26 protein-coding genes are annotated in these 24,597 nt (G+C 61.8%); 11 read left to right on the top strand and 15 right to left on the bottom strand.

The annotated features are described in order from the left end of the window. Positions 1-14: 14 nt before the first annotated feature. The 5 genes from CGLAU_RS04220 to CGLAU_RS04240 are packed head-to-tail and all read right to left on the bottom strand — an operon-like array spanning position 15 to position 4,101. Positions 15-956: an ABC transporter substrate-binding protein gene (locus tag CGLAU_RS04220; protein ID WP_095659614.1), complete on the bottom strand. Its 942-nt coding sequence runs from the start codon at positions 954-956 to the stop codon at positions 15-17. A gap of 21 nt (positions 957-977) precedes the next feature. Beyond that, the gene (locus CGLAU_RS04225) at positions 978-1,676 is read right to left on the bottom strand and encodes an ABC transporter permease (RefSeq protein WP_095659615.1); all 699 of its coding nucleotides are present in this window, start codon (positions 1,674-1,676) and stop codon (positions 978-980) included. Beyond that, positions 1,676-2,320: an ABC transporter permease gene (locus tag CGLAU_RS04230; RefSeq protein WP_095659616.1), complete on the bottom strand. Its 645-nt coding sequence runs from the start codon at positions 2,318-2,320 to the stop codon at positions 1,676-1,678. The genes CGLAU_RS04225 and CGLAU_RS04230 overlap by 1 nt, the downstream gene beginning before the upstream one ends. Further along, entirely contained in the window at positions 2,317-3,123 is an 807-nt protein-coding gene (locus tag CGLAU_RS04235) for an ABC transporter ATP-binding protein (protein ID WP_095659617.1), read from the bottom strand. The genes CGLAU_RS04230 and CGLAU_RS04235 overlap by 4 nt, the downstream gene beginning before the upstream one ends. Before the next feature lie 15 nt (positions 3,124-3,138). Next, positions 3,139-4,101, bottom strand: a complete 963-nt coding sequence (locus tag CGLAU_RS04240) for a suppressor of fused domain protein (RefSeq protein ID WP_095659618.1) — start codon at positions 4,099-4,101, stop codon at positions 3,139-3,141. 202 nt (positions 4,102-4,303) lie between these two features. Between CGLAU_RS04240 and CGLAU_RS04245 the strand changes: the two genes are divergently transcribed. The 3 genes from CGLAU_RS04245 (at position 4,304) to CGLAU_RS04255 (ending at position 8,241) form a co-directional block, all read left to right on the top strand. Beyond that, on the top strand, positions 4,304-5,137 hold the full coding sequence (locus CGLAU_RS04245; protein ID WP_095659619.1) for a Bax inhibitor-1/YccA family protein: 834 nt from the start codon (positions 4,304-4,306) through the stop codon (positions 5,135-5,137). A 237-nt stretch (positions 5,138-5,374) separates the two neighbouring features. Further along, entirely contained in the window at positions 5,375-5,959 is a 585-nt protein-coding gene (locus CGLAU_RS04250; protein WP_157731260.1) for an META domain-containing protein, read from the top strand. Between the two features lie 230 nt (positions 5,960-6,189). Continuing rightward, positions 6,190-8,241 (top strand): vWA domain-containing protein, encoded by a 2,052-nt coding sequence (locus CGLAU_RS04255; RefSeq protein WP_157731261.1) that lies wholly within the window; start codon positions 6,190-6,192, stop codon positions 8,239-8,241. Positions 8,242-8,366: 125 nt separating this feature from the next. Here CGLAU_RS04255 and CGLAU_RS04260 read toward each other — a convergent pair whose 3' ends face one another. From CGLAU_RS04260 to CGLAU_RS04270, 3 genes are all read right to left on the bottom strand, one after another. Next, positions 8,367-8,900, bottom strand: coding sequence for a hypothetical protein (locus CGLAU_RS04260; RefSeq protein WP_095659622.1), 534 nt, complete (start codon positions 8,898-8,900; stop codon positions 8,367-8,369). Positions 8,901-8,943: 43 nt separating this feature from the next. Then, positions 8,944-9,465 carry a transcription elongation factor GreA gene (gene greA, locus CGLAU_RS04265; protein WP_095659623.1) on the bottom strand — a complete coding sequence of 174 codons (522 nt, stop codon included), beginning with the start codon at positions 9,463-9,465 and terminating at the stop codon, positions 8,944-8,946. A gap of 147 nt (positions 9,466-9,612) precedes the next feature. Further along, complete coding sequence (locus CGLAU_RS04270; protein ID WP_232507195.1) at positions 9,613-10,110, bottom strand: DUF4307 domain-containing protein; 498 nt, start codon at positions 10,108-10,110, stop codon at positions 9,613-9,615. A 132-nt stretch (positions 10,111-10,242) separates the two neighbouring features. Between CGLAU_RS04270 and mca the strand changes: the two genes are divergently transcribed. The 3 genes from mca to CGLAU_RS04285 are packed head-to-tail and all read left to right on the top strand — an operon-like array spanning position 10,243 to position 12,216. Then, the gene (gene mca / locus CGLAU_RS04275) at positions 10,243-11,115 is read left to right on the top strand and encodes a mycothiol conjugate amidase Mca (RefSeq protein WP_198305022.1); all 873 of its coding nucleotides are present in this window, start codon (positions 10,243-10,245) and stop codon (positions 11,113-11,115) included. Continuing rightward, a complete protein-coding gene (locus CGLAU_RS04280; RefSeq protein WP_232507196.1) occupies positions 11,116-11,415 on the top strand; it encodes a hypothetical protein in 300 nt (99 codons plus the stop codon). It begins immediately after the preceding gene. 30 nt (positions 11,416-11,445) lie between these two features. Then, on the top strand, positions 11,446-12,216 hold the full coding sequence (locus tag CGLAU_RS04285) for an isoprenyl transferase (protein WP_095659625.1): 771 nt from the start codon (positions 11,446-11,448) through the stop codon (positions 12,214-12,216). 23 nt (positions 12,217-12,239) lie between these two features. Here the strand turns inward: CGLAU_RS04285 and coaA are convergent, their stop codons facing one another. Then, positions 12,240-13,175 (bottom strand): type I pantothenate kinase, encoded by a 936-nt coding sequence (coaA, locus tag CGLAU_RS04290; RefSeq protein WP_232507197.1) that lies wholly within the window; start codon positions 13,173-13,175, stop codon positions 12,240-12,242. A gap of 153 nt (positions 13,176-13,328) precedes the next feature. Here coaA and glyA point away from each other — a divergent pair, with 153 nt between their 5' ends. After that, the gene (gene glyA / locus CGLAU_RS04295) at positions 13,329-14,639 is read left to right on the top strand and encodes a serine hydroxymethyltransferase (protein WP_095661033.1); all 1,311 of its coding nucleotides are present in this window, start codon (positions 13,329-13,331) and stop codon (positions 14,637-14,639) included. Here glyA and CGLAU_RS04300 read toward each other — a convergent pair. Further along, a complete protein-coding gene (locus CGLAU_RS04300) occupies positions 14,636-15,028 on the bottom strand; it encodes a DUF5997 family protein (RefSeq protein ID WP_095659627.1) in 393 nt (130 codons plus the stop codon). The genes glyA and CGLAU_RS04300 overlap by 4 nt on opposite strands. A 25-nt stretch (positions 15,029-15,053) precedes the next feature. Here CGLAU_RS04300 and CGLAU_RS04305 point away from each other — a divergent pair, with 25 nt between their 5' ends. Continuing rightward, positions 15,054-15,743 carry a LysR substrate-binding domain-containing protein gene (locus tag CGLAU_RS04305; RefSeq protein ID WP_095659628.1) on the top strand — a complete coding sequence of 230 codons (690 nt, stop codon included), beginning with the start codon at positions 15,054-15,056 and terminating at the stop codon, positions 15,741-15,743. 79 nt (positions 15,744-15,822) lie between these two features. Next, the gene (locus CGLAU_RS04310) at positions 15,823-16,422 is read left to right on the top strand and encodes an LGFP repeat-containing protein (protein WP_095659629.1); all 600 of its coding nucleotides are present in this window, start codon (positions 15,823-15,825) and stop codon (positions 16,420-16,422) included. Between the two features lie 67 nt (positions 16,423-16,489). On the opposite strand, the gene CGLAU_RS04315 is transcribed toward CGLAU_RS04310, so the two are convergent. After that, positions 16,490-18,061 (bottom strand): MDR family MFS transporter, encoded by a 1,572-nt coding sequence (locus CGLAU_RS04315; protein WP_095659630.1) that lies wholly within the window; start codon positions 18,059-18,061, stop codon positions 16,490-16,492. Then, the gene (locus CGLAU_RS04320; protein ID WP_157731262.1) at positions 18,055-18,660 is read right to left on the bottom strand and encodes a TetR/AcrR family transcriptional regulator; all 606 of its coding nucleotides are present in this window, start codon (positions 18,658-18,660) and stop codon (positions 18,055-18,057) included. The genes CGLAU_RS04315 and CGLAU_RS04320 overlap by 7 nt, the downstream gene beginning before the upstream one ends. Before the next feature lie 157 nt (positions 18,661-18,817). On the opposite strand from CGLAU_RS04320, the gene CGLAU_RS04325 reads away from it, so the two are divergent. After that, positions 18,818-19,183, top strand: coding sequence for a polyketide cyclase (locus tag CGLAU_RS04325; protein ID WP_095659632.1), 366 nt, complete (start codon positions 18,818-18,820; stop codon positions 19,181-19,183). A gap of 99 nt (positions 19,184-19,282) precedes the next feature. Here the strand turns inward: CGLAU_RS04325 and CGLAU_RS04330 are convergent, their stop codons facing one another. Further along, the gene (locus CGLAU_RS04330) at positions 19,283-19,801 is read right to left on the bottom strand and encodes a hypothetical protein (RefSeq protein WP_095659633.1); all 519 of its coding nucleotides are present in this window, start codon (positions 19,799-19,801) and stop codon (positions 19,283-19,285) included. 70 nt (positions 19,802-19,871) lie between these two features. Further along, a complete protein-coding gene (locus CGLAU_RS04335; protein WP_095659634.1) occupies positions 19,872-21,551 on the bottom strand; it encodes an AbgT family transporter in 1,680 nt (559 codons plus the stop codon). Between the two features lie 126 nt (positions 21,552-21,677). Here CGLAU_RS04335 and CGLAU_RS04340 point away from each other — a divergent pair, with 126 nt between their 5' ends. Beyond that, entirely contained in the window at positions 21,678-23,039 is a 1,362-nt protein-coding gene (locus tag CGLAU_RS04340; RefSeq protein WP_095659635.1) for a M20 family metallopeptidase, read from the top strand. An 89-nt stretch (positions 23,040-23,128) separates the two neighbouring features. On the opposite strand, the gene CGLAU_RS04345 is transcribed toward CGLAU_RS04340, so the two are convergent. Further along, entirely contained in the window at positions 23,129-24,529 is a 1,401-nt protein-coding gene (locus CGLAU_RS04345; protein WP_095661034.1) for a class II fumarate hydratase, read from the bottom strand. Positions 24,530-24,597: the final 68 nt, after the last annotated feature.

The raw sequence follows: 24,597 nt of genomic DNA on the forward strand, positions 1-24,597 counted from the left end.
GGTGGCGCCGGGGCCTACTTGCGGTCGGCGACGTACTCTTTTGCGATCTGCGCGGGTTCTGCGCGTTCCTTGCCCACGTTGCGCAGGTTCATCGAGACTAGATCTTCCGTGGTCAGCGTTGCGTTGACGGAGTTGATCACGTCGAGCGCGCCGTCCGGCAGCTCGCCCGCGCGGTAGAGCGGAAGGATGTTTTGCGGCGGAATGAGGTTTTCCGGATCCTCCAGGGTCACCAGATCCGCTTCTTCACCGTCGTCGTTGAGGGCAGGCGAGGTGGTGTAGATGTTTGCGGCGTCCGCCTTGCCTTCCAATAGAGCGGCTACGGTGAGCGGCCCACCGCCATCGGAGATCGGCGTGACGGTGATTTTGGAAGCGTCGATGCCGTAGACGCCGGTCAGGCCCTCTGGGCCGTAGGGGCGCTCCGTGAACTCCGGGGGCGCTGCGATGGTGATGGTGTCGAGGTTGTCCAGGTCCCCGATGGTGACCAGGTTGAACTTCTCGGCCGTTTCTTTGGTCACGCGGTAGGCGTCCTTGGATTCGCCGGGGGCGAAGTCGCCTGCTTCTAGCTCCTCGGGGAGCGCAGATTTGAGGGCGTCGCGAACGGCGTCTTCGTCGGCGCCGGCCGGCAGGTCACCGAAGTACTGGGTGAGGTTGCCGGAGTACTCCGGCACGAGGTTGATCGAGCCTTCTTCCAGCGCGGTGATGTAGACCTCGCGCGAGCCGATGCCGGAGGTAACCTCCACGTCGAAACCTGCGTCGCGCAGCGCCTCAGCCCAGATTTGGCCGATGATCTCAGACTCGGGGAAGTTCGCGGTGCCGATCTTCACCGTGCCCTGTGCGCCTTCCGTGCCGGTGCCCGGGGCGGTTGTGGTGGCCGTCGGGTCTTCGTTCGCGCATGACGCCAAGGTGAGCGTGGCGATGGCGAGGACGGATGCGGTTTTGGTGATGCGTGCAGTCATACACATCGACTGTAGACAGAATCAGGCTTGAGGCGGTGAACCTGGCAACCGCCCAACACCGGTAGGGCGCACCGCTCGTTGCACTGCGGCGAGGAGGAGGTCAACGGCAAGCGCCAGTGCGATCACCACGACTGCTCCTGCGATCATGCGGGGATAGTCCTGTACCGCGAGGCCGTCGATAAGCAATCGCCCCAACCCCCCGAGACCAATGAAGGCGACCACTGTCGCTGTGGCGAGGACTTGCACCACGCAGGAGCGCAGGCCGCCGACAATCGTCGGAGCGGCCAGGGGAAGCTCGACGCGGGTGAGGATCTGGGTCTCGCTGTAGCCTGCGGCGCGGGCGGAGAGCACAACGTCGCGCTCGACGCTGTCGAAGCCGGCGACGATGCCGGCGACCAGAGGTGCAGACGCAAGCAGGACGAGCGTGAGCGTGGCGGGGATGAGCGGTACGGTGACCCCGCGCGGGAGGGTGACAGCGAAAAACGTGAGCATGCCGAGTGTCGGCAACGCGCGCATGGCGCCGGCGACCGCGAGCACTGCGCTCGCCCCCTTGCGGCTATGGCCGACGGCGACGCCGACTGGCACTGCAACCAGCGCTGCCAGGATGACCGCGAGCACGGTGTAGCCGAGGTGCTGTGCGATGCGTGCGGGAAACCCGCTTGGGCCGGACCAGTGCTCGGCCGCGGTGAGGTATTCGAAGGCCTGGAGGAGGAATTGCATTAGCCCACCCGGCTTGCCCATGGCATGGCTACTCGGCCGAGCAGTACCAACGCGACGTCGATAATGATTGCGAGGAGGATGGTGCCGATGATTCCTGCCATGATTTGGGTGGGGAAGCTGCGCTGGAAGCCCTCGGTGAAGAGCGTGCCCAGCGACGGGACGCCGATGAGCGCACCCACGGACACCAGACTGATGGTGGATGCAGCGACCACCCGGATGCCGGAGAGCAAGCCCGGTCCCGCGAGCGGCAGATCGACGGCGAACACCCGGCGCGCTGGCGCGTAGCCCGCGGCGGTTGCCGATTGCCGCACCGCGGACGGGACAGCGTCGAAGGCGTCGGCGGCGGCGCGCACCATGAGCGCGATGCCGTAGAGCGTGAGCGCAACCACCACGTTGAGCGGGGAGAGGATGGACGTGCCCAGCACCAAGGGCATCAAAATGAACATGGCTAGCGAGGGCACCACGAAGATGAGTCCGGTTGCAACCACCACCGCCTCTCGTGCGGCGGGGAAGCGGTGCGCGGCCCAACCCAGTGGCACAGCGATGAGAAACGCCAGCACGATCGCCGGCAGCGCAATCTTGAGGTGCATCCATGTGAGCTCGGCGATGCGACCGGAGTTCGCGCTCAGCCAGTGCCAGTTCACCGCAGCACACCCTTGATGTTGCCCATGGCGTCGACCACCAGGCGTTCCCCGTCGCGTTCGCGGACGGTCAGGCTGCGCGAATCCATCCCGATGAAATCGCGCACCGCGTCGTTGGCAGGATGCGCCACGATCGCCTCGGGGGCGCCTGCTTGTTCGATGCGGGCTTGAGGCCCGAGGAGCACCACCTCGGTGCCCAACAGAAACGCCTCGTCGATATCGTGCGTGACCATGAGAATTGTGGTGTGGATCCGTTCACGTAGCGCCAAAATTTCCTGCTGCAGGTTGCGCCGCACGACGGGGTCGACAGCGCCGAACGGTTCGTCCATGATCAAAATGTCCGGGTCAGCGACAAGCCCGCGGGCAACACCGACGCGCTGCGCCTGTCCGCCGGAAAGCTCGGCAGGGTAGCGCGTGCCCAGAACGGGGTCGAGATTGACCAGTTCCAGCAGCTCCGCGGCGCGGGCGCGGGCCTCGCGCTTTGAGGCGCCGCCAAGGCGCGCGATGTCGGCGATGTTTTCCGTCACCGTGCGATGCGGCATCAGCCCTGAGTGCTGCATGACGTAGCCGATGCTGCGGCGTAGCTGTACCGGGTCGACATCTTTCACGTCGACACCTCGTACGTGCACCGTGCCCTCGGTTGGCTCCACCATGCGGTTGACCATGCGCAGCAGCGTTGTCTTGCCGCATCCAGATGGGCCGACGAAGACAGTGGTGGCGCCTTCTTCAATGGTGTGGGAAAAGTCTGCAACGGCCGGGGTCTGCGAGCCGGGGTAGCGTTTCGAGACCCGCGAAAATTCAATCACGTCTATCCAACCTAGTTAGGTTCGCTCATCCACGACATGAATTGTCACCGGCGCAGACGAAAATCGGTACACCCCGGGGGCGGTGTCTAAGGTGGCGTTGAGCTCATGTATCAGCGACTTCGTGGCGGCCAGTTGGATGTGTTCCGCATCGGCTTCAAATGATCCCTCCGGGTGCAAGAACACCCAGGCACTCTCGCTTACCAGTGCGAACGAGTGTCCGTGGGGCAGCCGGTAGCGCGCCGCGCGAATCAGCGCCTGCGCCGCTCGCGCATCCATGTCGATGCGGCCGGTCGCATCAACACTCAGCAGTTTCGCGTGCACTGCGCTTATCGACGATCCCTCATCACGCATTCCTCGCTCCACCCGCCCACGCGCGTGAATGTCATTCAAGATGTCGTCGCGCGCCGGGTCGCTAATCCCGAGCGGGACGACGTCGCCAAGTACCCCGGTGAATCGCAGCGGATCCCAAGCGAGCGCGGCTTCGAGTTCGCGTGCGGTGAGCCCCACCGCGTAGGTGAAGCGCACGATGCCGGTAGGCGGGTCGATGACACCGAGGACCGGATCCGTGACAAAGGTGAACGCCTCAATTACGGCGTCGTCGGTGACGGGGGAGCGCATGCGCATGTGGTGGCCCGGAGCAATCTCATAGCCGGAGCGGCGGACGTTGCGCACCATTGTCGCGAGTTGGCGTGCTGGCCATTCATACGGCACCGGGGTATCGGCCGGGGTACGCAGTGTGAGTTCAGTTTGCGTTCCCGCGGCGGGCACTGCGGTGCGCACCCGGGAGAGGCCAAACGTGACGTACAGGGTGTGTGGGAGCGGAGTTTCCACGTGGTAGGCCAGGACTTCGAGCTCGTCGTAATGAAACACGAAGGGATCTTCGGCGCCAGTGAGCGCGGTGATGTGCTCGAGGATCGCATCGCCGCCGAGGCGAGGCCCACGCTTCACCCGCGAGGCGAACTCCGACAACCACCGCATGGGCACCAATCTACGCACCGCGCACAACCCGGCGAACGACGCGGGAACTAAAACACCGCTGGTGACGTTAAAGTTGATGAGTTGTCTTTGAAAAACCTGAGTTTTGACGAGTGGGGCAACTCACGCGATATGTCGTTTCCAGATATATTCGTGAGCGTCTTAAAACTTGAAGTATCAAGAGAATCTGAAAGGACTGGGGTACGTGAGCAGCAACAACCCTGTGTTAACAAACTTGCCTGGTGCGCAGAGCCAGAACGGCTATGGCTACCAGCAGCAGGGCTACGGCTACCAAGACGGCTATGGCGCAGGGGCGCCTCAGATGCCGCAGATGGGCGAGCAGCAGCGCCCGATGACCGTGGCGGACGTGACTGCCAAGACCGGCATCACGCTCGCCGTCATCATCGTAGCTGCGGTGGCGTCGTTCTTCCTGTGGGCTGCGGGGCTCCAACCGCTCGCGTCGATTCTGACCATCGTCGGTGCAATCGGTTCGTTCATCACCGTGCTGGTGCACTCTTTCGGGTCGAAGTTCGGCTCGCCGGTCATCACCCTGGTGTACGCAGTCTTCGAGGGATTGTTCCTCGGCGGCTTCTCCTTCATGATTGCTGGCCGGTTCACCGTTGCAGGTGCTGACGGTGGCGCACTCATCGGCCAGGCGATCATCGGCACGATCGGCGTGTTCATCGGCATGCTCTTCGTCTACCGCACCGGCGCGATCCAGGTGACCAACCGCTTCAACCGCGTCCTCACCGGCGCGATCTTCGGTGTCCTAATCATGGCGCTGGGCAATTTCCTGCTCGCTATTTTCACCGGTATGTCTCCGCTGCGCGACGGCGGTACCCTGTCCATCATCTTCGGTGTGGTGTGCGTGGTCCTCGCCGCACTGGCGTTTCTGCAGGACTTCGACATGGCGGACAAGCTGGTGCGCACCGGTGCACCGGAACGCGCTGCATGGGGTGTTGCGCTTGGCCTGGCAGTGACCCTGGTCTGGCTCTACACCGAGATCCTGCGCCTGCTGTCGTACTTCGCTGACCGCTAAGTACTGTGGCAGATTAACGCTCCGCATTGTTCAGCTCAGAGCTACGAGCAAACCTTGTGCCCGGTCGGCGTTTCGCCGGCCGGGCTTTTGTAATTTTCAGAGCCTGCCTCTGCGTTTGTAAATGGAGGAACCTTGACCTGACGAAGAGCGTCAAACTGGATCAAAATTGGATTGAAGGTTGATGAGCGTCATTTCGAGCCCCTTGTGGCAGCGATCCCAATCAGTAACATCCGGCACATGGTTACTTCAGCCAAGTCTTTAAGGAAACTGTCCATAGCGACCGCAGTCGTAGCCCTTGCGGGTGGCGTGCTCGGAGTCGGTGCAGCCGAGGCTCAGGAGCGACCTGCCACCTCCAGCATCGACCAGTTTGTGCAGATGAGCTCAGATCTCTTCCGCGACCGCGGGGGAAGCCCTGCACCGGCCCCCGATGCCCCAGTTGGCTCGGATCTGATCCGCCCCATCCCCGAGGAAAGTGATCAGCTGGAGGGTGAGCGGCTCGGGTCAGCACTGGACTCCACGCTGCGAGTCAAGAACAATCACGAGATCACGGTCGACTTCCGGGAGAACGGGTTGTTGAGTTACAACGACGGCTGCAACACGGGTACCGCCAACTACCAGATCGACAACACTGGTGCCCTCCGCATCAGCGACCTAGCGGAAACCAAGTTGGCCTGCGAGCCAGGCACCCAGAAGGATGCGGACGACCTGAAGTTGATCCTGCGCTCCAACCCGCAGCTCTACCAGCTCGATTCCACCACACTCTTCCTTTCCGGCCAGGGCCACGGTATCGACTTTGAGAAGATGCATGGCCGAGCGATCTAATTGAGGTGGGACACCCCGTCGACTTCTAGAAAAGGCTGATCGTACTTTCGATCAGCCTTTTCTCTTTTGTAGGGGTCTCGGTGAAACAGTGAAAAAGGTAGAAGTGTCGCCCCTCTCGAGAGACGCTCGGTGCGTCCAAAGCGTCGCCGTCAGTGTGGCGTAGATGACAATTAATGAATATGATCGCCTAGAGCACCGGCCTAGTTACTGGCTCTCTAAGGATCATGGAAATGACGCGCAGATTCTCAGTAGGTTTCTCTTCGGCGCTTCTTGTTCTGGCGCTTGTAGTTGTGTGGGGCATCTTTGCCCCGGGTGATGCAAGAGCGCAGCATGACAGCAGCGCTTCTGCCACGAGTTCTTCTCTATCCACACCACCCAGAAACGCCTCCGCGAGCGAGGCGACCGTAGAAAATAAGGCTGCGCTGGTGATCGATGCGTCAGGGTCGATGGCGGATGCGGATGTCGATGGTGGAACTCGCATGGATGCGGCCAAGCAAGCCTCCCGTGATCTTGTGAACTCCTTGCCAGAGACCGCGAACCTGGGGCTATTGGCGTACGGGATGAGAGAGTCGAGTGCGCCAGACAATCGTGAGCGCGGATGTCGCGACATCGAGACGCTGGTGCCGGTGGGCGAATTGGATAAGCAAGCGATGATCACAAAGATTGACGAGATGACGCCGAGTGGGTATACGCCGATCGGCAACGCGTTGAGGGCTGCAGCGAAAGAGCTTGGCAACGAGGGTGAGCGCACGATCATCTTGGTGTCCGACGGTATTGACACTTGTGCTCCACCGCCGGTATGCGAAGTGGCGAAGGAGCTGGCCAATGAAGGAATCGATCTGACAATCCATACGGTTGGTTTCAAGACGGACGAGGAAGCACGCAAAGAGCTCGAGTGCATTGCCGATGCTGCTGGTGGCATCTTTATGGAGGCGGACGACGCTGGATCCTTAGCTGATTCGTTGAAATTTCTCGCGCAGCGTGATGCCAGCTTGTACAAGACTGCCGGTACGGAGTTCGAGTATTCCGACACCCCGGAGAATGCCAAGTGGCTGGGGGAGGGGCGGTACCGCACAACAGTGACCGCCAAAGTTCGAGAGAACCCAAAGGACGCGGTGGAGCAGCGCTACTTTAAGATCGCTATTCCCAAAAACCACAATGCGATCATTTCAACCGCTGTAATCCCCAAGCGTTCCACCTCTGGATGGGCTCGCGATGTCGATGTTGAGGTGGGAAGAACCGAGCTCATTAACGCCAATGAATCTTGCGGCGGAGTGGCCGGTGGCGTTTGGTCCGGCGACGGGGGGAGGTCGCGGGGGAACGCGGACAACACCCCCGAAGCATACGTCCGACGAATCGAGCCGGTTCGCGAGGAGCGAGGTTGTGAACCGCACTGGACGGTAGCAGATGAGATCTTTCTCACCTACGGTGCGAGTGAGCTGACCTATGGGCCTCAGGGATCGGGGGAAGAAGCAGTCGATGTCGAAGTGGTGATCAACTTCGAGCCGATCCCCGACGAAGCAGAAGTTGCAGATTTTGCTGCACCTGAACAGCCGATGGATAGCGAGGACCAGCTCGATTTTAATGGCGCACAGGAGATCCACGGGGGCTCTAGTTTTGCCAACGCAGTTGAGGTGGAGCCGGGGGCATACAAAGACGCGATCGTTCCAGGTGAATACCGCTTCTACAAAATTCCGGTCGAATACGGCCAACGGCCAGTCATCAACTACCGGACGGGGGTAGCTGAACGAGAAACAGGCGAATCGTTGAACGCGAATCTTTATTCGCCGTTCCGCGCGACGTTAGACACGGATCTCGCCCTCTTTGCCACGAGTTATACAGCTGAAGGCGCGGTTGCGGGAGACACGGTTAACTTTCGCAATCGTGAGGATGGATCCACCGGCAAGCAGATTGCCAATGCCGGTTACTACTATGTGGGCCTTGCTATGGACCAAGGTGAGGGCGAGGAACTCATGGGCGTTGAGCAGCCCTTCGAGATCGCTTTCGCCGTAGACGGGCAGACCACTAATGGTCCGGAATGGCGTCCTACCGACGAGGACGGCCCGGAGCCCAGTGATACGCCGCCAAGTACGAGGAGCTCCGAGGAGCCCGAGGCTACAGAATCGGAAACCACCCAAGCCGAGTCGGAAGAGTCGGATACTCCTGAGACGGGTGACGGGGGTTCCGGCTCACGAGGCATGTTGACCGCCGCAATTGGCATCGGCATCGTGGTGTTGTTGGCAGCTATCGCAGTCGCCGTGGCAGTATTGCGGCGCCGGTAGGTTGACCCGTGGACGAGCGGACGCCGCTCGGAAGTTGCACCGCCAGCACGTTAGAAAGGTTGCAAGGAAAACGGGCTCAAGCAAGGATCCAAACCTTGTTTGAGCCCGTTCTACTCGGCATATGGCTAGATGCCGGACTCCGGGTTCTCCGGCTTGCCGTCGACAGTGATGGTGGTGAACACCAGCTCGCCATCAACAACCTGCGGGCCGCCGAGGGTAACGGTGGACCCCTCCATCACGCGCTCCGGATCAACCGTGATGCGAGTCGCGGTACCGGTAGCGCCGGTGGCGGTCCACTCGTCCCACACGATGTCCTCAAGGCGATCCTTGTTGCCCTTGCAATCAAGGTTCAGGCTAATCGGGCGCTCAACACCCGTGATATCGCAGTTGTTGAACCTCGGAAGCTCACCTGCTGCAGCGGTGGAGCTTGCACCCGCCGACTCGCGCACGGATTCAGCTGCAGTCACGTTGGTCACGGATGCCGCAGAAGTCTCACCCGCGAGGTCGGATCCAGCCAAAGAATCCGGGTTCTGACTTGTTGCGGTATCAACCTTGCCAGAGGCAGAGGGGTTCTCGTGCGGAGGGGAGCAAGCGGCGATGGCCAGTGCGGCGACGGCTGCAACTCCAGCGGCGACTTTACGTGCGGAGGTGGAGGTCACGGGTAGTCCTTAAAATGTCGTCTTGATTTTGGGGAACTGTGCGCTACTTTGCGCGCGGCGTGGAAGCCTTATCCGAATCATAAGGCTCTGCGGAGATAATCGTCACCGAAATCTCGCGGCCGTTCGGGGCGGTGTAGGAACGGGTCTCGCCTTCAGCCGCACCAACAACTGCAGCACCGAGCGGAGAGTTCTCGGAGTAGGTCTCCAGATCCTTGTTGCCGGTCGAGGCGGCGCGAGTACCGATCAGGAAGGTTTCCTTGTCGTTCTCGTCGCCGTCGTAGTACACGTGCACCACGCTTCCCACGTGAGCCACACCCTCGATGACGCCGGAACGCTCGGTTGTGGAGTTAGCGAGGAGCTCGGAGATCTGCTTGATGCGAGCCTCTTCCTGATCCTGCTGCTCGCGGGCGGCATCGTAGCCGGCGTTTTCCTTCAGGTCGCCCTCTTCGCGGCGCTCGTTGATTTCGGCAGCGATGACCGGGCGGTTGTCGATGAGCTGCTGGAGCTCGGACTCCAGCTTCGCTTTCATCTCGGGGGTGATGTACTGCTGCTGGGTCTCAGCCATGGGGTCTTTCAAACCTTCCCTCATACGTCAAACGAGCCCGCACGCCGTCGGCGAGCTGGGCATCGTCAGGTTGTCAAGCCGAAATCCTAACATAGCCGCAGTGCTCCCAGGCAGGAACCCCCAGGCTATCTGCGCCTATCGAGCGGCCTAGCGAGCGCCAAGGTAAGAGTTGGCCGTATCCATATAGAACGGCACGTCTTGCGAGCATCCGTAGATTCGGCCCGAGGACACCGGTGCACGGGTGGGCAGATCAACGGCGACGCTTTGCAGTTTTTCGCCTCCCGCGGGGATGAACACTTCGCGGCGGCCGACCTCCGCATGCTCATAATCGACGGCAAATACGACGCAGTAGGCGTCGACCGTGGTGTCTTTGCGGTCCACCTCGATCCAAAGGCGTGCGGTGGAGTCGTCGACACGCTCCTGCGTGATGAACTCCGCTGTCACCGGGCGCGACTGGGCCCTGATGAATGCTTGGCCGGCCATAACGACGACGAGAAGCACCATGGCCACCGCGAAAATTGCAATGACCTTACCGCTCACGCCCTTCCCAGCAGAGCCCTCCGCGTTTGGTGACCCGGTGCTGGAGCCGTAGCGGGCGCGCTGGCGCGGCTGCGGCGGAGTTGGCTTAGGCGGGCGGCGGGACACTATCGGACAACCTCGAAGAGAAATCGGTGGCGGAATCGAAGGATGGATTTTCCACTGATCGTACTAAGATAAGGCGGCGTTAACGTTTTACCCCCTACAAAAGTTGGAGAACGAGTGTCTGGCCTGCGCCTAATGGCAATCCACGCGCACCCCGATGATGAGTCTTCGAAGGGTGCCGCCACGATGGCGAAGTACGCGGCGGAAGGCCACCGGGTCAAAGTGGTGACCTGTACCGATGGTCGGCGCGGTGACATTCTGAATCCGGCAATGGATCGCCCTGGAGTGTTGGAAAACATCCTCGAGGTGCGAAAAGGGGAAATGGCTGAGGCGGTCAGCGCGCTCGGGATTGAGCACGAGTGGCTTGGCTACGAAGATTCCGGTCTGCCGCAGGGGGACCCGCTGCCGCCGTTGCCGGAAGGCTCGTTTGCCACCAAGCCGAAAGACGAGGTCGCAAAGCGGCTCGTACAATCGATCCGCGAGTTCCGCCCGCACGTGATCATCACTTACGACGAAAATGGCGGATACCCGCACCCAGACCACATCATGGTGCACGAAGCGTCCATGATCGCTTGGGAGAAGTCCGGGGATGCGAACTTTGCGCCCGAGGTCGGGGAACCGTGGACACCGCTGAAGCTCTACTACACCCACGGCTTCATCCTCCAGCGCATGGTGATGCTTCATGAGCTGCTTCTGGAGCGGGGGAGCAAAAGCCCATACGAACTCATGATCAAGCGGTGGAAAGAAAATGAGGGCGACGTCATGCACCGGGTAACCACCCAGGTGAACTGCGCGCCGTACTTTGATCGCCGCGCCCAGGCCTTGACCGCGCACGCCACGCAAATCGACCCGGCTGGCGCGTTCTTGGCGAGCCCGGTTGAGGACCAGCAACGGGTCTGGCCCACCGAGGAGTTCGAGCTCGCGCGCTCACGTGTGGATTCGCCGCTACCCGAAGACGACCTGTTTGCCGGTATCTCTCAGTCCGACGCAGAGGAGGCGGAGCAATAAATGGGGACTAAATTTAGCGACGCGATGACGGAGGCGACCTGGTTCGTTCTGGCCCAGCAGCCGGAGGTGCCGCGCGGGCCCGACTTTGGCAAAGCTTCACCGATCGGTCTGCTTCTGATCGTCGTGCTGCTCGTAGTCGTACTGTTCATCGGCTTCCGTTTCCACCGGCGCTACTCCAGGTTCCAGCGCCGCCGCGCGTTTGCTGAGATGCACGGGCTGGACCCGTTCGACGAGCAGGGGATCGACGAGGCTATGGCGGCCGCGGGTGTGCTCGACAGGCGGCAGAAGCGCTTCCTGTAGGCCACTTTCGCCGGGGTAGGATATCGAACTGTGTCAGTGCTCGATCCAGTTCTCTACCCGCTGTACGAAGCTCGCCTCATGCGCGAACTTCGCCACAAGCCGCGCCCAAAACACATCGCGGTAATGGCCGACGGCAACCGCAGGTGGGCGCGTGAATCCGGGTACGACGACATCTCCCACGGCCACCGCGCAGGCGGCGCGAAGATTGGCGAACTGGTGCGCTGGTCCGCGGAGATGGACGTCGAGGTGGTCACCATCTACCTGTTGTCCACCGAGAACCTCCAGCGCACTTCGGAGGAAGTCGAGCTGCTCTTCACCATCATCTCCGACGTGATTGATGATCTAGCCACCGAGCACTATTCGTGCCGCGTCAAGCTGGTCGGCCACCTCGACCTGTTGCCACCTGAGGTGGCGGGGCGGATGCAACGCTCCGCGGATGCCACCACAGAAAAGGCCGGGCTGACTGTCAATATCGCCGTCGGTTACGGCGGGCGGCAGGAGATTGTCGACGCAGTGCGCTCTCTCATTGCGGCAGAGGCGGATCATATCGACAGCATTGACGGGTTGTGTGAGCGGGTCACGGTGGATTCGCTCGGTGCACACCTCTACACCTCGGGCCAGCCGGATCCGGATCTGGTGATCCGCACTTCGGGCGAGCAGCGCCTCTCCGGGTTCTTAATCTGGCAGGCGGCGTATTCAGAGATCTGGTTCACGGACACGTACTGGCCCGCGTTTCGAAAGATCGACTTCCTTCGAGCGCTTCGGGACTATTCGCAGCGGTCGCGCCGATTCGGTAAGTAGGGGCCGTCGATAAGCGAAAGGCTCTAAATCTTGCGCATGCGCACTCGCTGTACCGTGTGGTCGTAGCCTTTGCGCAGGACGAGAGAGGCGCGCACGCGGGTGGGGAGAATGTTTTCTACCAGGTTGGGCAAGTTGATGGTCTGCCAAAGTTCGCGGGCGCGGAAGGTGGCTTGGGAGTCGTCGAGTTCAGCGAACCTGGCGAAGTGCGCACCCGGCTCGCGGAATGCGGTGGAGCGCAGTTTGAGGAAGCGTTCGATGTACCAGCGCTCGATGTCTTCGGTTTTGGCGTCAACGTAGATGGAGAAGTCGAACAGGTCCGAGACCATGAGGGTGGGGCCTGTTTGCAGGACGTTGAGGCCTTCGAGGATGAGGATGTCAGGCCGGCGCACCTCGATGTACTCGCCGGGCAGGATGTCGTAGGCGTTGTGTGAGTAGATCGGCGCGTTGACCAGGGGATAGCCGGACTTGACCTCGGTGACAAAGCGCAGCAGGTTGCGGCGGTCGTAGGACTCGGGAAAGCCCTTGCGGCTGAGCAGGTTGCGTTCACGCAGTACCTTGGTGGGCAGTAGGAAGCCGTCGGTGGTGATCAGGTCGACGCGCGGGTGCGACTCCCAGCGCTGCAGCAACACTTGGAGCACACGGGCGGTCGTGGACTTGCCGACGGCGACGGAGCCGGCGATGCCGATGACAAAGGGGACGTGGCCAGGGTCGTCGCCGAGGAAGCTCTCCGTCGCGGCGATGAGTTCTTGGCGGGCTTGAACCTGAAGATGGATCAGGCGCGAAATCGGTAGGTAAATGTCCTCGACTTCTTTCAGGTCGAGGTTTTCGCCGATACCGGAAAGTTCTTCGACCTCTGCCTCGGTGAGCACCTGCGGCATGGCCGCGCGACGCTGCTTCCAATCGTTGCGGTGGAAGTCAAGGTACGGGCTGGAGTCGAAGCCGCGCGAAGGTCGAGACATGCGCTCCATTGTCGCACCCGGGTTCACTCAGGTGACTTTCGGGGCGCGCGGTGGGCGGGTGCCTATACTGCAAAGAAACGACTGAGTTTGTTTTTCTCACCTCATTCCAAACACTCTCATTCCAAACCTTGAAAGGATTCGGTGGAAACGTCCGTGTCTGCGCCCGACAACCACTCTGAAGACCTCCGCTACCAGGACCTTGCAACCTACGACCCTGAAGTGCACGCCGCGATCGTGGGAGAGCTGGAGCGCCAGCGCACCACGCTGGAGATGATCGCGTCGGAGAACTTCGTGCCCCGCAGCGTGCTGCAGGCGCAGGGCTCCGTGTTCACCAACAAGTACGCCGAGGGGTACCCGGGCCGTCGCTACTACGGCGGCTGCGAGCACGCCGACGTGGTGGAAGATCTGGCCCGCGAACGCGCCAAGGAAGTGTTCGGGGCGAAGTTCGCGAACGTTCAACCGCACTCCGGCGCGCAGGCGAACGCGGCCGTGCTCATGGCGCTGGCTGAGCCGGGCGACACCATCCTCGGCCTGTCGCTGGCCCACGGCGGCCACCTCACCCACGGCATGAAGATCAACTTTTCCGGGCGTCTCTACAACGTCGCCGCCTACGAGGTGGAGGAAGACACCCACCTCATCGACATGGCGAAGCTGCGCGAGCAGGCGCGCGAGGTCAAGCCGAAGGTGATCATCGCGGGCTGGTCCGCGTACCCGCGCCACGAGGACTTCGCCGAGTTCCGCGCCATCGCGGACGAGGTCGGCGCGTACCTCTGGGTGGATATGGCGCACTTCGCTGGCCTGGTCGCCGCTGGCCTGCACCCGTCGCCGGTGCCGCACGCGCACGTGGTTTCCTCCACTGTGCACAAGACGCTGGGTGGTCCGCGCTCCGGCTTCATCCTGACCAACGATGAGGACCTGAACAAGAAGCTCAACTCCGCTGTCTTCCCTGGTCAGCAGGGTGGCCCGCTCATGCACGTCGTGGCTGCAAAGGCCACCGCGTTCAAGATCGCGGCTACCGAGGAGTTCAAGGATCGCCAGCAGCGCACCATGGACGGCGCCAGGATTCTCGCGGAGCGGTTGCTTGCCGACGACGCACGTGAAGCCGGTGTCAGCGTCATCTCCGGCGGCACCGACGTGCACCTCGTGCTCGTGGATCTGCGCAACTCCGAGATGGACGGCCAGCAGGCGGAGGATCTGCTCCACGAGGCGGGCATCACCGTCAACCGCAACGCCGTGCCGTTCGACCCGCGTCCGCCAGCCGTCACCTCCGGCCTGCGCATCGGCACCTCCGCGCTGGCGACCCGCGGCTTCGGCGAGGAGGACTTCCGCGAGGTTGCGGAGATCATCGCCGAGACGCTGATCAAGGGCAAGGGCGCCGATCTCGAGGCGCTCAAGGCGCGCTCCACCGCACTGGGTGAGAAGTACCCGCTCTACCCGGGCATCGAGGATTGGAAGATGCTCTAGCCCTCAGCAGCCTCAGCGTCAGAGTTTGCCGCCGGCCCGTGTTCCTGCCCGTGTTCCTCCGCGAAGGAGGCACGGGCCTTTTGCAGCCATTCGGGTTGGTCTTCAAGCAGCGCTTTGATCTGCGTGGTGGTCAACGGCTCGTCCATGTCGTTGTTCTTCAGCGCCGTAATGGAGATCCCGAGTTTGCGCGCCACCTCGGGGCGCGGGTGCGGCCCTTCGCGGCGCAGGGTAGCCAGCCACTCCGGCGGGTTGTTCTGCAGATCCCGCAGCTCAGCATGGGTAACTGCACCCTGCTGGAAGTCCTCGGGGGTAGCGGGGAGGTAGATGCCGAGCTTTTTCGCTGCGGTCGCTGGCTTCATCGCGGTGCCGGAAGGCTGCTGGTCACTCATGGCTCAAACGGTAGCATCGAAGCCTATGCTCACCATCGCGTTTGTCACGGGCACGGAGCCGGGGAAATGGTTTCGCCGCTACGAGGAGCTTTCGGGCAATCGCTTATCGACGGTCCCTTCAACCGATCCTTTCCGCCTCCTCGCCGCCGGCGAGGAGGACGAGACGGGGCAGGCAGACATCGCACTCATGCGTCTTCCCGATCCACGCGTGGGGGACGAGCACCACGTCGTGCGTCTTTACGACGAAGCCCCGGGCGTGGCGGTGCCGAAGGATTCCATCTTCGCGGAGCTGGGTGAGGCTGTGGCCGAGCGCGACCTCGACGGCGAGATCTGCAACTTCACCTACGTGCTGGGGGCGGACTCCGCCGCCAGTGTCGACGAGCTGCGGGCGGCGCTCCAGGTGGTCGCCGCCAATGTCGGTGTTGCGCGTGCACCGTTGCCGTTGCTCAAGGCGCTGAGCAAGAAACAGGTGGTGCCGCTTGAACTGAAAGGCGCTGCGGACGGGGAGACGCAGATCGGGCTGGTGTGGCGCAAGGAGCGAGATGCCGAGGACGTGCAGGACTTCGTTGGCGTTGCAAAGGGGAGAACGGTGCGTTCATCGCGGGGTAGGGGTTCGGAAGAGAAGCGCAGTTCTGCAAACTCACGCATTCGTGGTAAAGGGAAAGTCCATCGCGAGCATTCACGCAACCGGAAGCGGACTCGTCGCCCCCATTAAGGGGTGTCGGTCGGTTGTCTAACAATAGGTGTATGCATAATGGAATGCAGCTCGAAAATAGGAGAAAGGTATTATCAAGATGATGAACCGCAAGATCATTGTTTCCGTTGCCGCTCTGGGCCTTGCAACCGGCCTGGCCGCTTGCTCCAACGACGGCGACACCTCCACCACTGTGGAGGAGACCGCAACCGAGACCAACGTCTCCACCGAGACCGTCGCTGAGGAGACCGAGACCGTAAGCTCCGATGCATCCGAGTCTGCTGAGTCCGGCGCTGCTGCTGCAGATGGTGCTGAGGCAACCGAGGAGCTCGCACTGGCTAGCGGCGAGACCGCGCTGGTGCCGCAGGGCGTCATCGATGCCATCGACAAGCACGGCGAGGCGTCCTGGGGCGAGCCGATCGCTGCTGAGGAGACCGACGGCGGCTGGATCATCTCCTACGACGGTGAGCACTACGTGACCTGGAACGAGGCCACCGGTGGCGCACCGATCTGGGGCGAGATCGCAAACGTCTGGATCAACGACGTTGACGGTGCGCGCGAGCTCGGCTTCCCGACGATGCCGGAGACCCCGAACACCGATGAGACCGGCTGGAACCAGGAGTTCGAGAACGGCACCATCGAGTGGAAGCGCGAGGCTGGCTCCACCGACGCATTCGAGGCGCTGGTGACCAAGAAGTAGGGTTTGCCCTCTTTCACGTCGAAAGCCCCAACCGGAATCATCCGGTTGGGGCTTTTTCGTCGTCAAGCTAACTCAAGTCTTCCTTGAGTGGTTCCTCCTTGACTGGGAGCAAGATGACGAGCGCGAGCACAGCGAGCGGGACCATGAGCAAGAACACGGGGGTCAAACCGTCGTTGTAGCTGGAGAGCACGACCTCGCGCAGCGGCCCCGGGAGCTGAGAAACCAGCTCCGGGGTGAGGCTGTTTGCTGCGCCGTTGTTGAACTGTGCCGCCCATTTGGGGCCTTCCTCCGGGCCAAGCTCGGTGAGTGCCTGCGGGAGGCGGTCTTCGAGGTGGCTGCGCATGTTGTGGATGAACAGCGAACCGGACAGCGAGGCACCGATGGCGGATCCGATCTGGCGGAAGAAGTTGTTGGTGCTGGTGGCGGTGCCGACGGCAGAAAGGGGGAAGGAGTTCTGCACGATGAGCACGAGAACCTGCATGACCAGGCCCAGGCCGAAGCCGAAGACGAACATGTAGATCCCGAGCCGGGTGAGCGTCGTTTCCGTTTGCAACGTGGAGAAGAGGTACAGCCCCACCGTGGTCACGGCCATGCCCACGAGCGGGTAGATCTTGTAGCGGCCGGTCTTGGAGATGATGAAGCCGACGGCCATACCCGTCACGAGCATGCCGATGACCATGGGCAGCATCATCAGGCCCGCCTCGGTAGGAGTGAGCTCGTGCACCATCTGCAGGTAGGTGGGCAGGTACGCCAAAGCCGAAGTCATGGCGAAACCGAGCACCGTGCCTGCTGTCGTGGTGAGCACCATGTTGCGGTTGGTGAACAGGTCCAGTGGGATAAGCGGGTTGCTTGCGCGCAGCTCGACGAAGACGAACGCCACCGCAGCCACAAGCGCGATCGAAGCGGTGCTGATGATGGTGGGAGAGGCCCACTCATACTGGGTGCCGCCCCAGGTGGTTGTGAGAATGAGCGCGGTGGTGGCGACCACCATGAGCAAGGTGCCCAGCCAGTCAGCTTCTAGGTCTTTGATGGAACCGCGGCGTAGCTTCAGCACGATCGCTGAGATAGTCATTGCGAGGAGGCCAAGCGGGATGTTCATCCACAGTGCCCAGCGCCAGCCGGGGCCGTCGGTGAACCAGCCGCCGAGCACCGGGCCGAGGACGGATGCGACGCCGAAGACGGCGCCCATCACTCCCATGTACTTGCCGCGTTCGCGAGCCGGTACGACCTCGGCGATGATCGATTGGGAGTTGACCATCATCCCGCCTGCGCCGAGACCCTGCACGGCGCGGCCGAGGATGAGCAGTTCCATCGTGTGAGCGAACCCGCCGATGGCCGAACCGATGATGAACAGCGCAATGCCGCCGATGTAGAGCCACTTGCGGCCGAGGATGTCGCCGAGCTTGCCGTTGATCGGCATCGCGATGGTCATGGTAACCAGGAAGGAGGAGATGACCCAGCTCATGTGCTCTACGCCTCCGAGCTCGCCGACGATGGTCGGCAGCGCGGTGGAGAAGATCATTTGCCCCAGCGAGCTCATGAGCATCGTGGTCAGCAGGGCAGCAAAGACCCAGCCGACGTTTGGTTTCTGCTGTGGTTCATCCACCTCAGACGCCGAGGTGGTTGAGGTTTCTACCATTGAAGTTCCTTCGTATAAGTTGTGATGCGTTGCGCGGTGTGTCGGAGTCCTTCGAGGGGATCTTCGTGCGTGGATGGGTTCCAGAGGTAACGCGCCATGGCGGTGCTAAACAGGCCAACGATCATGTGCGTTTCCTCCTGAACCTCCCAATCGGTAACTCTGTCGGCAGGGAAGTGCTCGAGGTGATCGCCTACGGCGCGGCCGAGATCCGTCAACATCCCGCGCTTTCTCGCCGCTTCCGCGTGGAGGAGCTCCGGGTTGTTATCCAGCATTCGCTGGCGGGTTTCGTGGTTGGGGCCGTAAGCATCTTCCACCGTCTCCAAGCTGGTGACGATGAGATCGATCATGTTGCCCGTTGGTGTTGTTCGGATCCGCTCCAGAGATGCCGGTGTGAACACGAACGGAAACACCCCGAGGACGGCTTCGTCCTTCGAGTCCATGTAATTGAAAAACGTGCGACGTGAAATCTCCGCGGCCTGGCAAATATCTTCGACAGTGACGCTGCCGTAGCCGTTGGCTTGGACCAGCCTCACCGCTTCGTCGATAATGCGCCGCTTGGTTTCGCGCCGCTTCTTATCGCGGATTCCATCGTTTTGCACGGAGTGCAATATTACACTCGGTGCAAGCACCTGCAAATCGGCGCGTTTATCGCCCACCCAACTTTACGGAGGCAAAACAAACCTTCCATGTGGCACACTTGGGTGCAGCCCGGCCGCCCGGCCCGGGACACCCCGACCCACATCCGGAGGGAACCCCATGTCACAGTCCACCTTTTCGCAGGACTACCTCAAGATCTGGACCGAGCCCGACGCGCAGCAGCGCCGTGCAAACATTGAAAGCCTCTTCGCGCCCGAGGGCAAGATGGTCGTCTCTTCCATCGGCAAAACCCTTACCGGCATCGACGAGATCGACCAGCACATCTCCCGCGTGCGAGCGGACGTCATCGAGGACAAGGGCATGTCGTTCTCGTACGGACAGCAGGTCGACAACGCGGAGGCGACCTACCTGACCTCCCTCGTCTCCAACCCTGAGGGCGACGTGGTCGGCCGTGGCGCCGACGTCATCATTCGCGACGAAGATGGCCTCATCAGTGCCGTCTACATGTTCATGGGCCTCAACTGACCAGTGTGTCTGTGGTGGCGGTGAGGTCGCTTGGACCGATCTCGCCGCCCCGCAGACATTCACCCCGGTGGGACACACGCCCCCGCGCGCAACGCCTCTTTAACCAGGTAGGCCGATAGAAAGTGTGCCACCGGCGATAGGCTGGTTGTCCTCCAGGAACGTCATGTGTACTAGGCCTGCTTCGGATGCGTCAATCTCCCACGTGCCTGTGGTGCCCGGCGTAGTGATGCACGCTTGGGTGAGTGGGTGGTTGTCCAAGGATTCGTCGATAAGCACACTGCACCCTGAGTCTGGATAGGTGAGTGTGGCGCTGCCGCCTCCGAATGTGGCGACCGCGACCCACGACTGAGTTTCTGTGGCTGGGTCGAGTGAGTTGAACCTGCCGGAGTAGGTGCCGGCGGGGGCGAGCTCGTCCGGGGCTGTGGTTTGCTCGCTCGGCTGTGCGGTGACCGTGACGGTTGCTGGAAGCTGGTTCGGTTCTGCTTGGGGGCGAGCTGACCACCACGCTGCGGCGAGCGCGATCATTATCAGCGCAAAGGCGAGTGCGGAGACGCCGGCGGCGATCCACGGCTTGTTAGAGCCGCCGGCGCCGCGCAGCTCAGAAAACGAATCGGCCATTGAAAATCCCCAGCTCTGAATGCGGGTAGTGCTGGGAATCGATCTTAGCCAAGGGCTCTCGGCGTTCTGCTTACCCCAAGAAGATGGAGGAGCCAGGGCCGAGAGGAAGGTCGAACGTGTACCAAATGAACAGCAAGATCGCCCAGGCTGTCCAGAACGGGATGACGAAGACCACCAAGCGGGACATCAGCGTGCCCAGACCCGCCTTCGGTTCATAGCGGCGCAGCAGCGTCAAGATCACGATGATGTACGGGTTAAGCGGGGTAATGATCTGGGTAGCCGAGTCGCCCACGCGGAATGCCGCCTGGGTGAAGCTCGGCTCGAAACCGATGAGCGCAAACATGGGCACGAACACGGCGGCCATGAGCGTCCACATGGCGGATCCGGAGATGACGAGCAAGTTCAGCAGCGACGCCAGGATGATGAACGCCAGGATTGCGCCGAAGCCGGTGATGCCAGTCGACTCAAGGAACTCCGCACCCTTGACAGCGGAGAACGTGCCGATTCCGGACCAGTTGAACAGGGCGATGAAGTTGCCCAGGATGAACGCGAGCACCAGGAACCCGAGCAGGTCGCCCATTGCAGAGGTCATCATGTCGACGACGTCTTTCACACCCTTGATCGAGCCGACGACAGCGCCGTACACGACACCCATTGTGAGGAAGTACGTGAAGACGATGAACACGATCGACTGCAGCAGCGGCGACTTGGGCAGGAAGCCGCCCTCTTCGTTGCGCCACGGTGAGTCCGGAAGCAGAACGGCGAAAAGGATGATCGCGGTGACCACAACCATTGCGATGCCGGTGAAGACGAGGCCGCGGTTTTCTTCCTTGGTCAGCTGCGCAGAGATTGGGTTTCCGTCCGCGTCGGTGTCTACGTTGTCTCCGTCGGCGATCTCCTGTGGGACGTCGAGCTTGTGCATGCGCGGCTCGAGCACCTTGTCGGTGATGAAGCCGGCGATAACACCCAGTACGAGGGAAGCGACGATGTTGAAGTAGTAGTTCGAGACCGGGTTGACTTCCGTCGCGTCGAGGTTGGGCAGGGTCTGCATCACCGCGTTGGTGATGCCGGCGAACAAGGCGTCGAGGGAGGTGGGCACAAGCGCGGTTGAGTAACCGGCACCCACCGCCGCGAAACCGCCAAGCAGACCAGCGACAGGGTGGCGGCCGGCAGCCTTGAACACCATCGCCGCAAGCGGAGGAATCACGACGAAGGCAGCGTCCGCCATCACCGATGCGGTGACGCCGATGATGCCCACCGCATATGGCAGGACAGCGCGGTTCGCGGATCCGAAGAGCTTGCGGATGAGCGCGGAGAGCATCCCGGAACGCTCGGCCACGCCGACACCCAGCATGATTGTCAGCACCGTGACAAGCGGTGGGAAGCCGAGATAGTTCGGGCCAAGGTTCGTGGTGAACCAGGTCAGGCCTTCACCGGTGAAAAAGCCCTTGATCTTCACCGTCTCTTCTTCGCCCGGGATCTGCACTTCCGCGCCCATCGACGCCAGCACCGTCGAAATAACGGCGGTGATCAGGAAGAGGATGAGGAAGAGCGTGAACGGTTCGGGCAGCTTGTTGCCCACGTACTCGATTGCGCCGAGCACGCGGTCCATCGCTGTCTTATTCGCTGAGGAGGATGAAGACGAACTGGACGCAGAGCTGTCCGACCGCCCTGTGGTGTCAGCCGCTGCCTTTTTGGACTCGTGCGGAGCATCGGCCCCTGAGCCTGGTGTGATCTTCTTCGAACTCATGCCTCATTGTTCTACCAGTCACACTCTCCGGGCCGCTCGATTTTGCTAACCTCTGGAAGAAATATTCGATGGAAATCGATTTTTCTCCTCGATACCGCCTAAATCCGAGTAACTGAGCTTCAAATCATGAACCCACACCGCCACGCTCCCGATGAACCCACCACCCCTTCCGGTGCATTCTTGGACCAGATGGATGCCATTGTTCAGCACCGTCTGGAAACCGCAGATGCCACTTTCGAAGTTGAGTCCGGTTACTCCAACCGCGAGGCTGTGTGGGGTGAAGCGGAGGCGCGGGTGGAGAATGCGCGCGAAGATCTGGAATTCATCGTGCGGGATCTGCATGCCCACCCAGAAGAAGCGTTCCAAGAGCATCACGCGCAGACGGTGATCGCGGGCATTCTTGAACGCCACGGTTTCGATGTACAGCGGGGCGCGCACGAAGTGGAGACCGCGCTTCGAGCTGAATGGCAAAGTGAAGAGTTTGATGCAGCCACTCACCCCACGGTGGCAGTGCTTGCTGAGTACGACGCTCTTCCCGGAATCGGCCACGCATGTGGCCACAACGTGATCGCAGCAGCGGGCGTCGGGGCCTTCCTCGGAGCAGTTGGCAGCGGTTCAGGACGCATTGTGTTCTTGGGAACTCCGGCAGAGGAGGGGCACTCCGGCAAGGAGTACATGATCCGTGGCGGGATGTTGGACGGTATCGACTGCGCAGTGATGATCCACCCATTTTCCTACGACCTCGTGTCGCATGTCTGGGTTGGTCGCCGAACTCTCACGGCCACATTCACCGGTGTCGCCGCGCACGCATCGATGCAGCCGTACATGGGTCGCAACGCTCTGGATGCTGCGACGCTGGCATATCAAGGGTTCGGCTTGCTGCGGCAGCAGATGCCGCCCTCTGACCGCCTGCACGCCATCATTTCCGACGGAGGAGCGCGAGCCTCAATTATTCCGGAATCCACAACGCTCCAGATCTACGTTCGTTCGCTCTATACCGAAACGCTGATGGATCTGAGCAAGCGCGTTAACGACATCTTGTCCGGCGCGGCGCTGATGACGGGCACGGCGGTGGAAGTGGAGTGGGACAATCACCCGATGTCGCTTCCTGTTCGCAACAATGAGGCACTTGCCGCTCGTTGGGGTGCGACCCAGATTCGCCGCGGCCGTGGGGTGTTGCCAGGTGGCATTCTTCCCGATTCGCAGGCCGCGTCGACCGACTTCGGCAACGTTTCCTACCTCGTTCCCGGCATTCATCCAATGGTCAAGATCGCGGAGGAGGGGACGGCTCTGCACACATCAGACTTCGCTGAGGCGGCAATCTCGAGTGCCGCGTTGGATGGGGCGGTCGACGCAGCTGTGGGTCTCGCACAAGTTGTCGCTGACGTGCTAAATGATCCAGCGCTGCTGGAGGAGGCTCGGCGTGAGTTCGAGGCGGCTGGTGGCCCGGTTTCTGCTGCCGAGTTAGTGGAGCGAGCAAGCGAATAGACAGACTACGGAAAGCAAGCAGCCCCGGGATCCGAAAACCCCGGGGCTGCACCGTATCTCGGCTAATCGACTAGCCGAAACCTGTAGGACTAGTTGCGGTCGGTGTTGGCCATGTCGAGCACGTTGAGGCGCTTGTCCAGCTCTTCCTCGGTGAGCTTCTCGCCGTCGACAAAGCCGAGGTCGATTGTGGCCTGGCGGATGGTGATGCCCTCCTTGACCGCGTGCTTCGCAATCTTGGCTGCGTTCTCGTAGCCGATCGCAGAGTTCAGCGGGGTCACAATCGACGGAGAGGACTCAGCGAGGGTGCGCATACGCTCCTCGTTCGGCTCGATGCCGTCTACAAGGCGGGTCGCGAACTGGCGGGAGGTGTTGGCCAGCAGGCGAGCGGACTCGAGCACGTTGCGGGCCATTACCGGGATGAACACGTTGAGCTCGAACTGGCCCTGGGTGCCAGCGAAAGCAACCGCTGCGTCGTTGCCGATCACCTGAGCGGAAACCTGGGTGGCGGTCTCGCACAGCACAGGGTTGACCTTGCCGGGCATGATGGAGGAGCCCGGCTGCAGGTCCGGCAGGTGGATCTCGCCGATGCCTGCGAGCGGGCCGGAGCCCATCAGGCGGATGTCGTTGGCGATCTTGTACAGGGACACGGCCACGGAGCGCATTGCGCCCGAGAACTCGACGAGGCCGTCGCGGTTGGCCTGCGCCTCGAAGTGGTTCTTCGCCTCGGAGAGCTGCTCGACGCCGGTGAGCTTCTTCAGCTCCTCGGTGACCTTGCCGCCGAACTCGGCCGGGGTGTTGATGCCGGTGCCCACAGCGGTGCCGCCGATAGCCAGCTCGCCGAGGTGCACAAGCGTGTTCTCAACGCGCTCGATACCCAGCTCGATCTGGCGGGCGTAGCCGGAGAACTCCTGGCCCAGGGTGACCGGGGTGGCGTCCATAAGGTGGGTGCGGCCGGACTTGACCACGTCGTGCCATTCCTTGGCCTTCTTGTCCAGAGACTCGTGGAGCACCTTCAGCGCCGGGATGAGGTCCTCGACGGCAGCCTCGGTAGCGGCGACGTGGGTTGCAGTGGGGAAGGTGTCGTTGGAGGACTGGCCCATGTTCACGTGGTCGTTCGGGTGGACCTCAATACCGTTAGCCTTCGCAATAGAGGCGATGACCTCGTTGGTGTTCATGTTCGAGGAGGTGCCTGAACCGGTCTGGAACACGTCGATCGGGAACTGGTCATCGTGCTGGCCGTCCGCGATCTCCTTCGCGGCAGCGATAATGGCGTCAGCCCTCTCCGCGTCAAGGTTGCCCAGGTCCTTGTTCACCTGTGCACACGCCGCCTTGAGCAGGCCGAGCGCGCGGATCTGTTGAGCTTCCAGGCCGCGGCCCGAGATGGGGAAGTTCTCCACCGCGCGCTGGGTCTGTGCGCGCCACAGCGCGTCAACGGGGACCTTGACCTCGCCCATGGTGTCGTGCTCAATGCGGTATTCCTGATCAGCCATGATCATCCTTTTCGTGCTCGAATGTAGGGTGTAGTGCCGTTAGCGATTATGCCCGATTCTGAGACCCG

Source organism: Corynebacterium glaucum (assembly GCF_002287505.1).
Classification (GTDB): domain Bacteria; phylum Actinomycetota; class Actinomycetes; order Mycobacteriales; family Mycobacteriaceae; genus Corynebacterium; species Corynebacterium glaucum.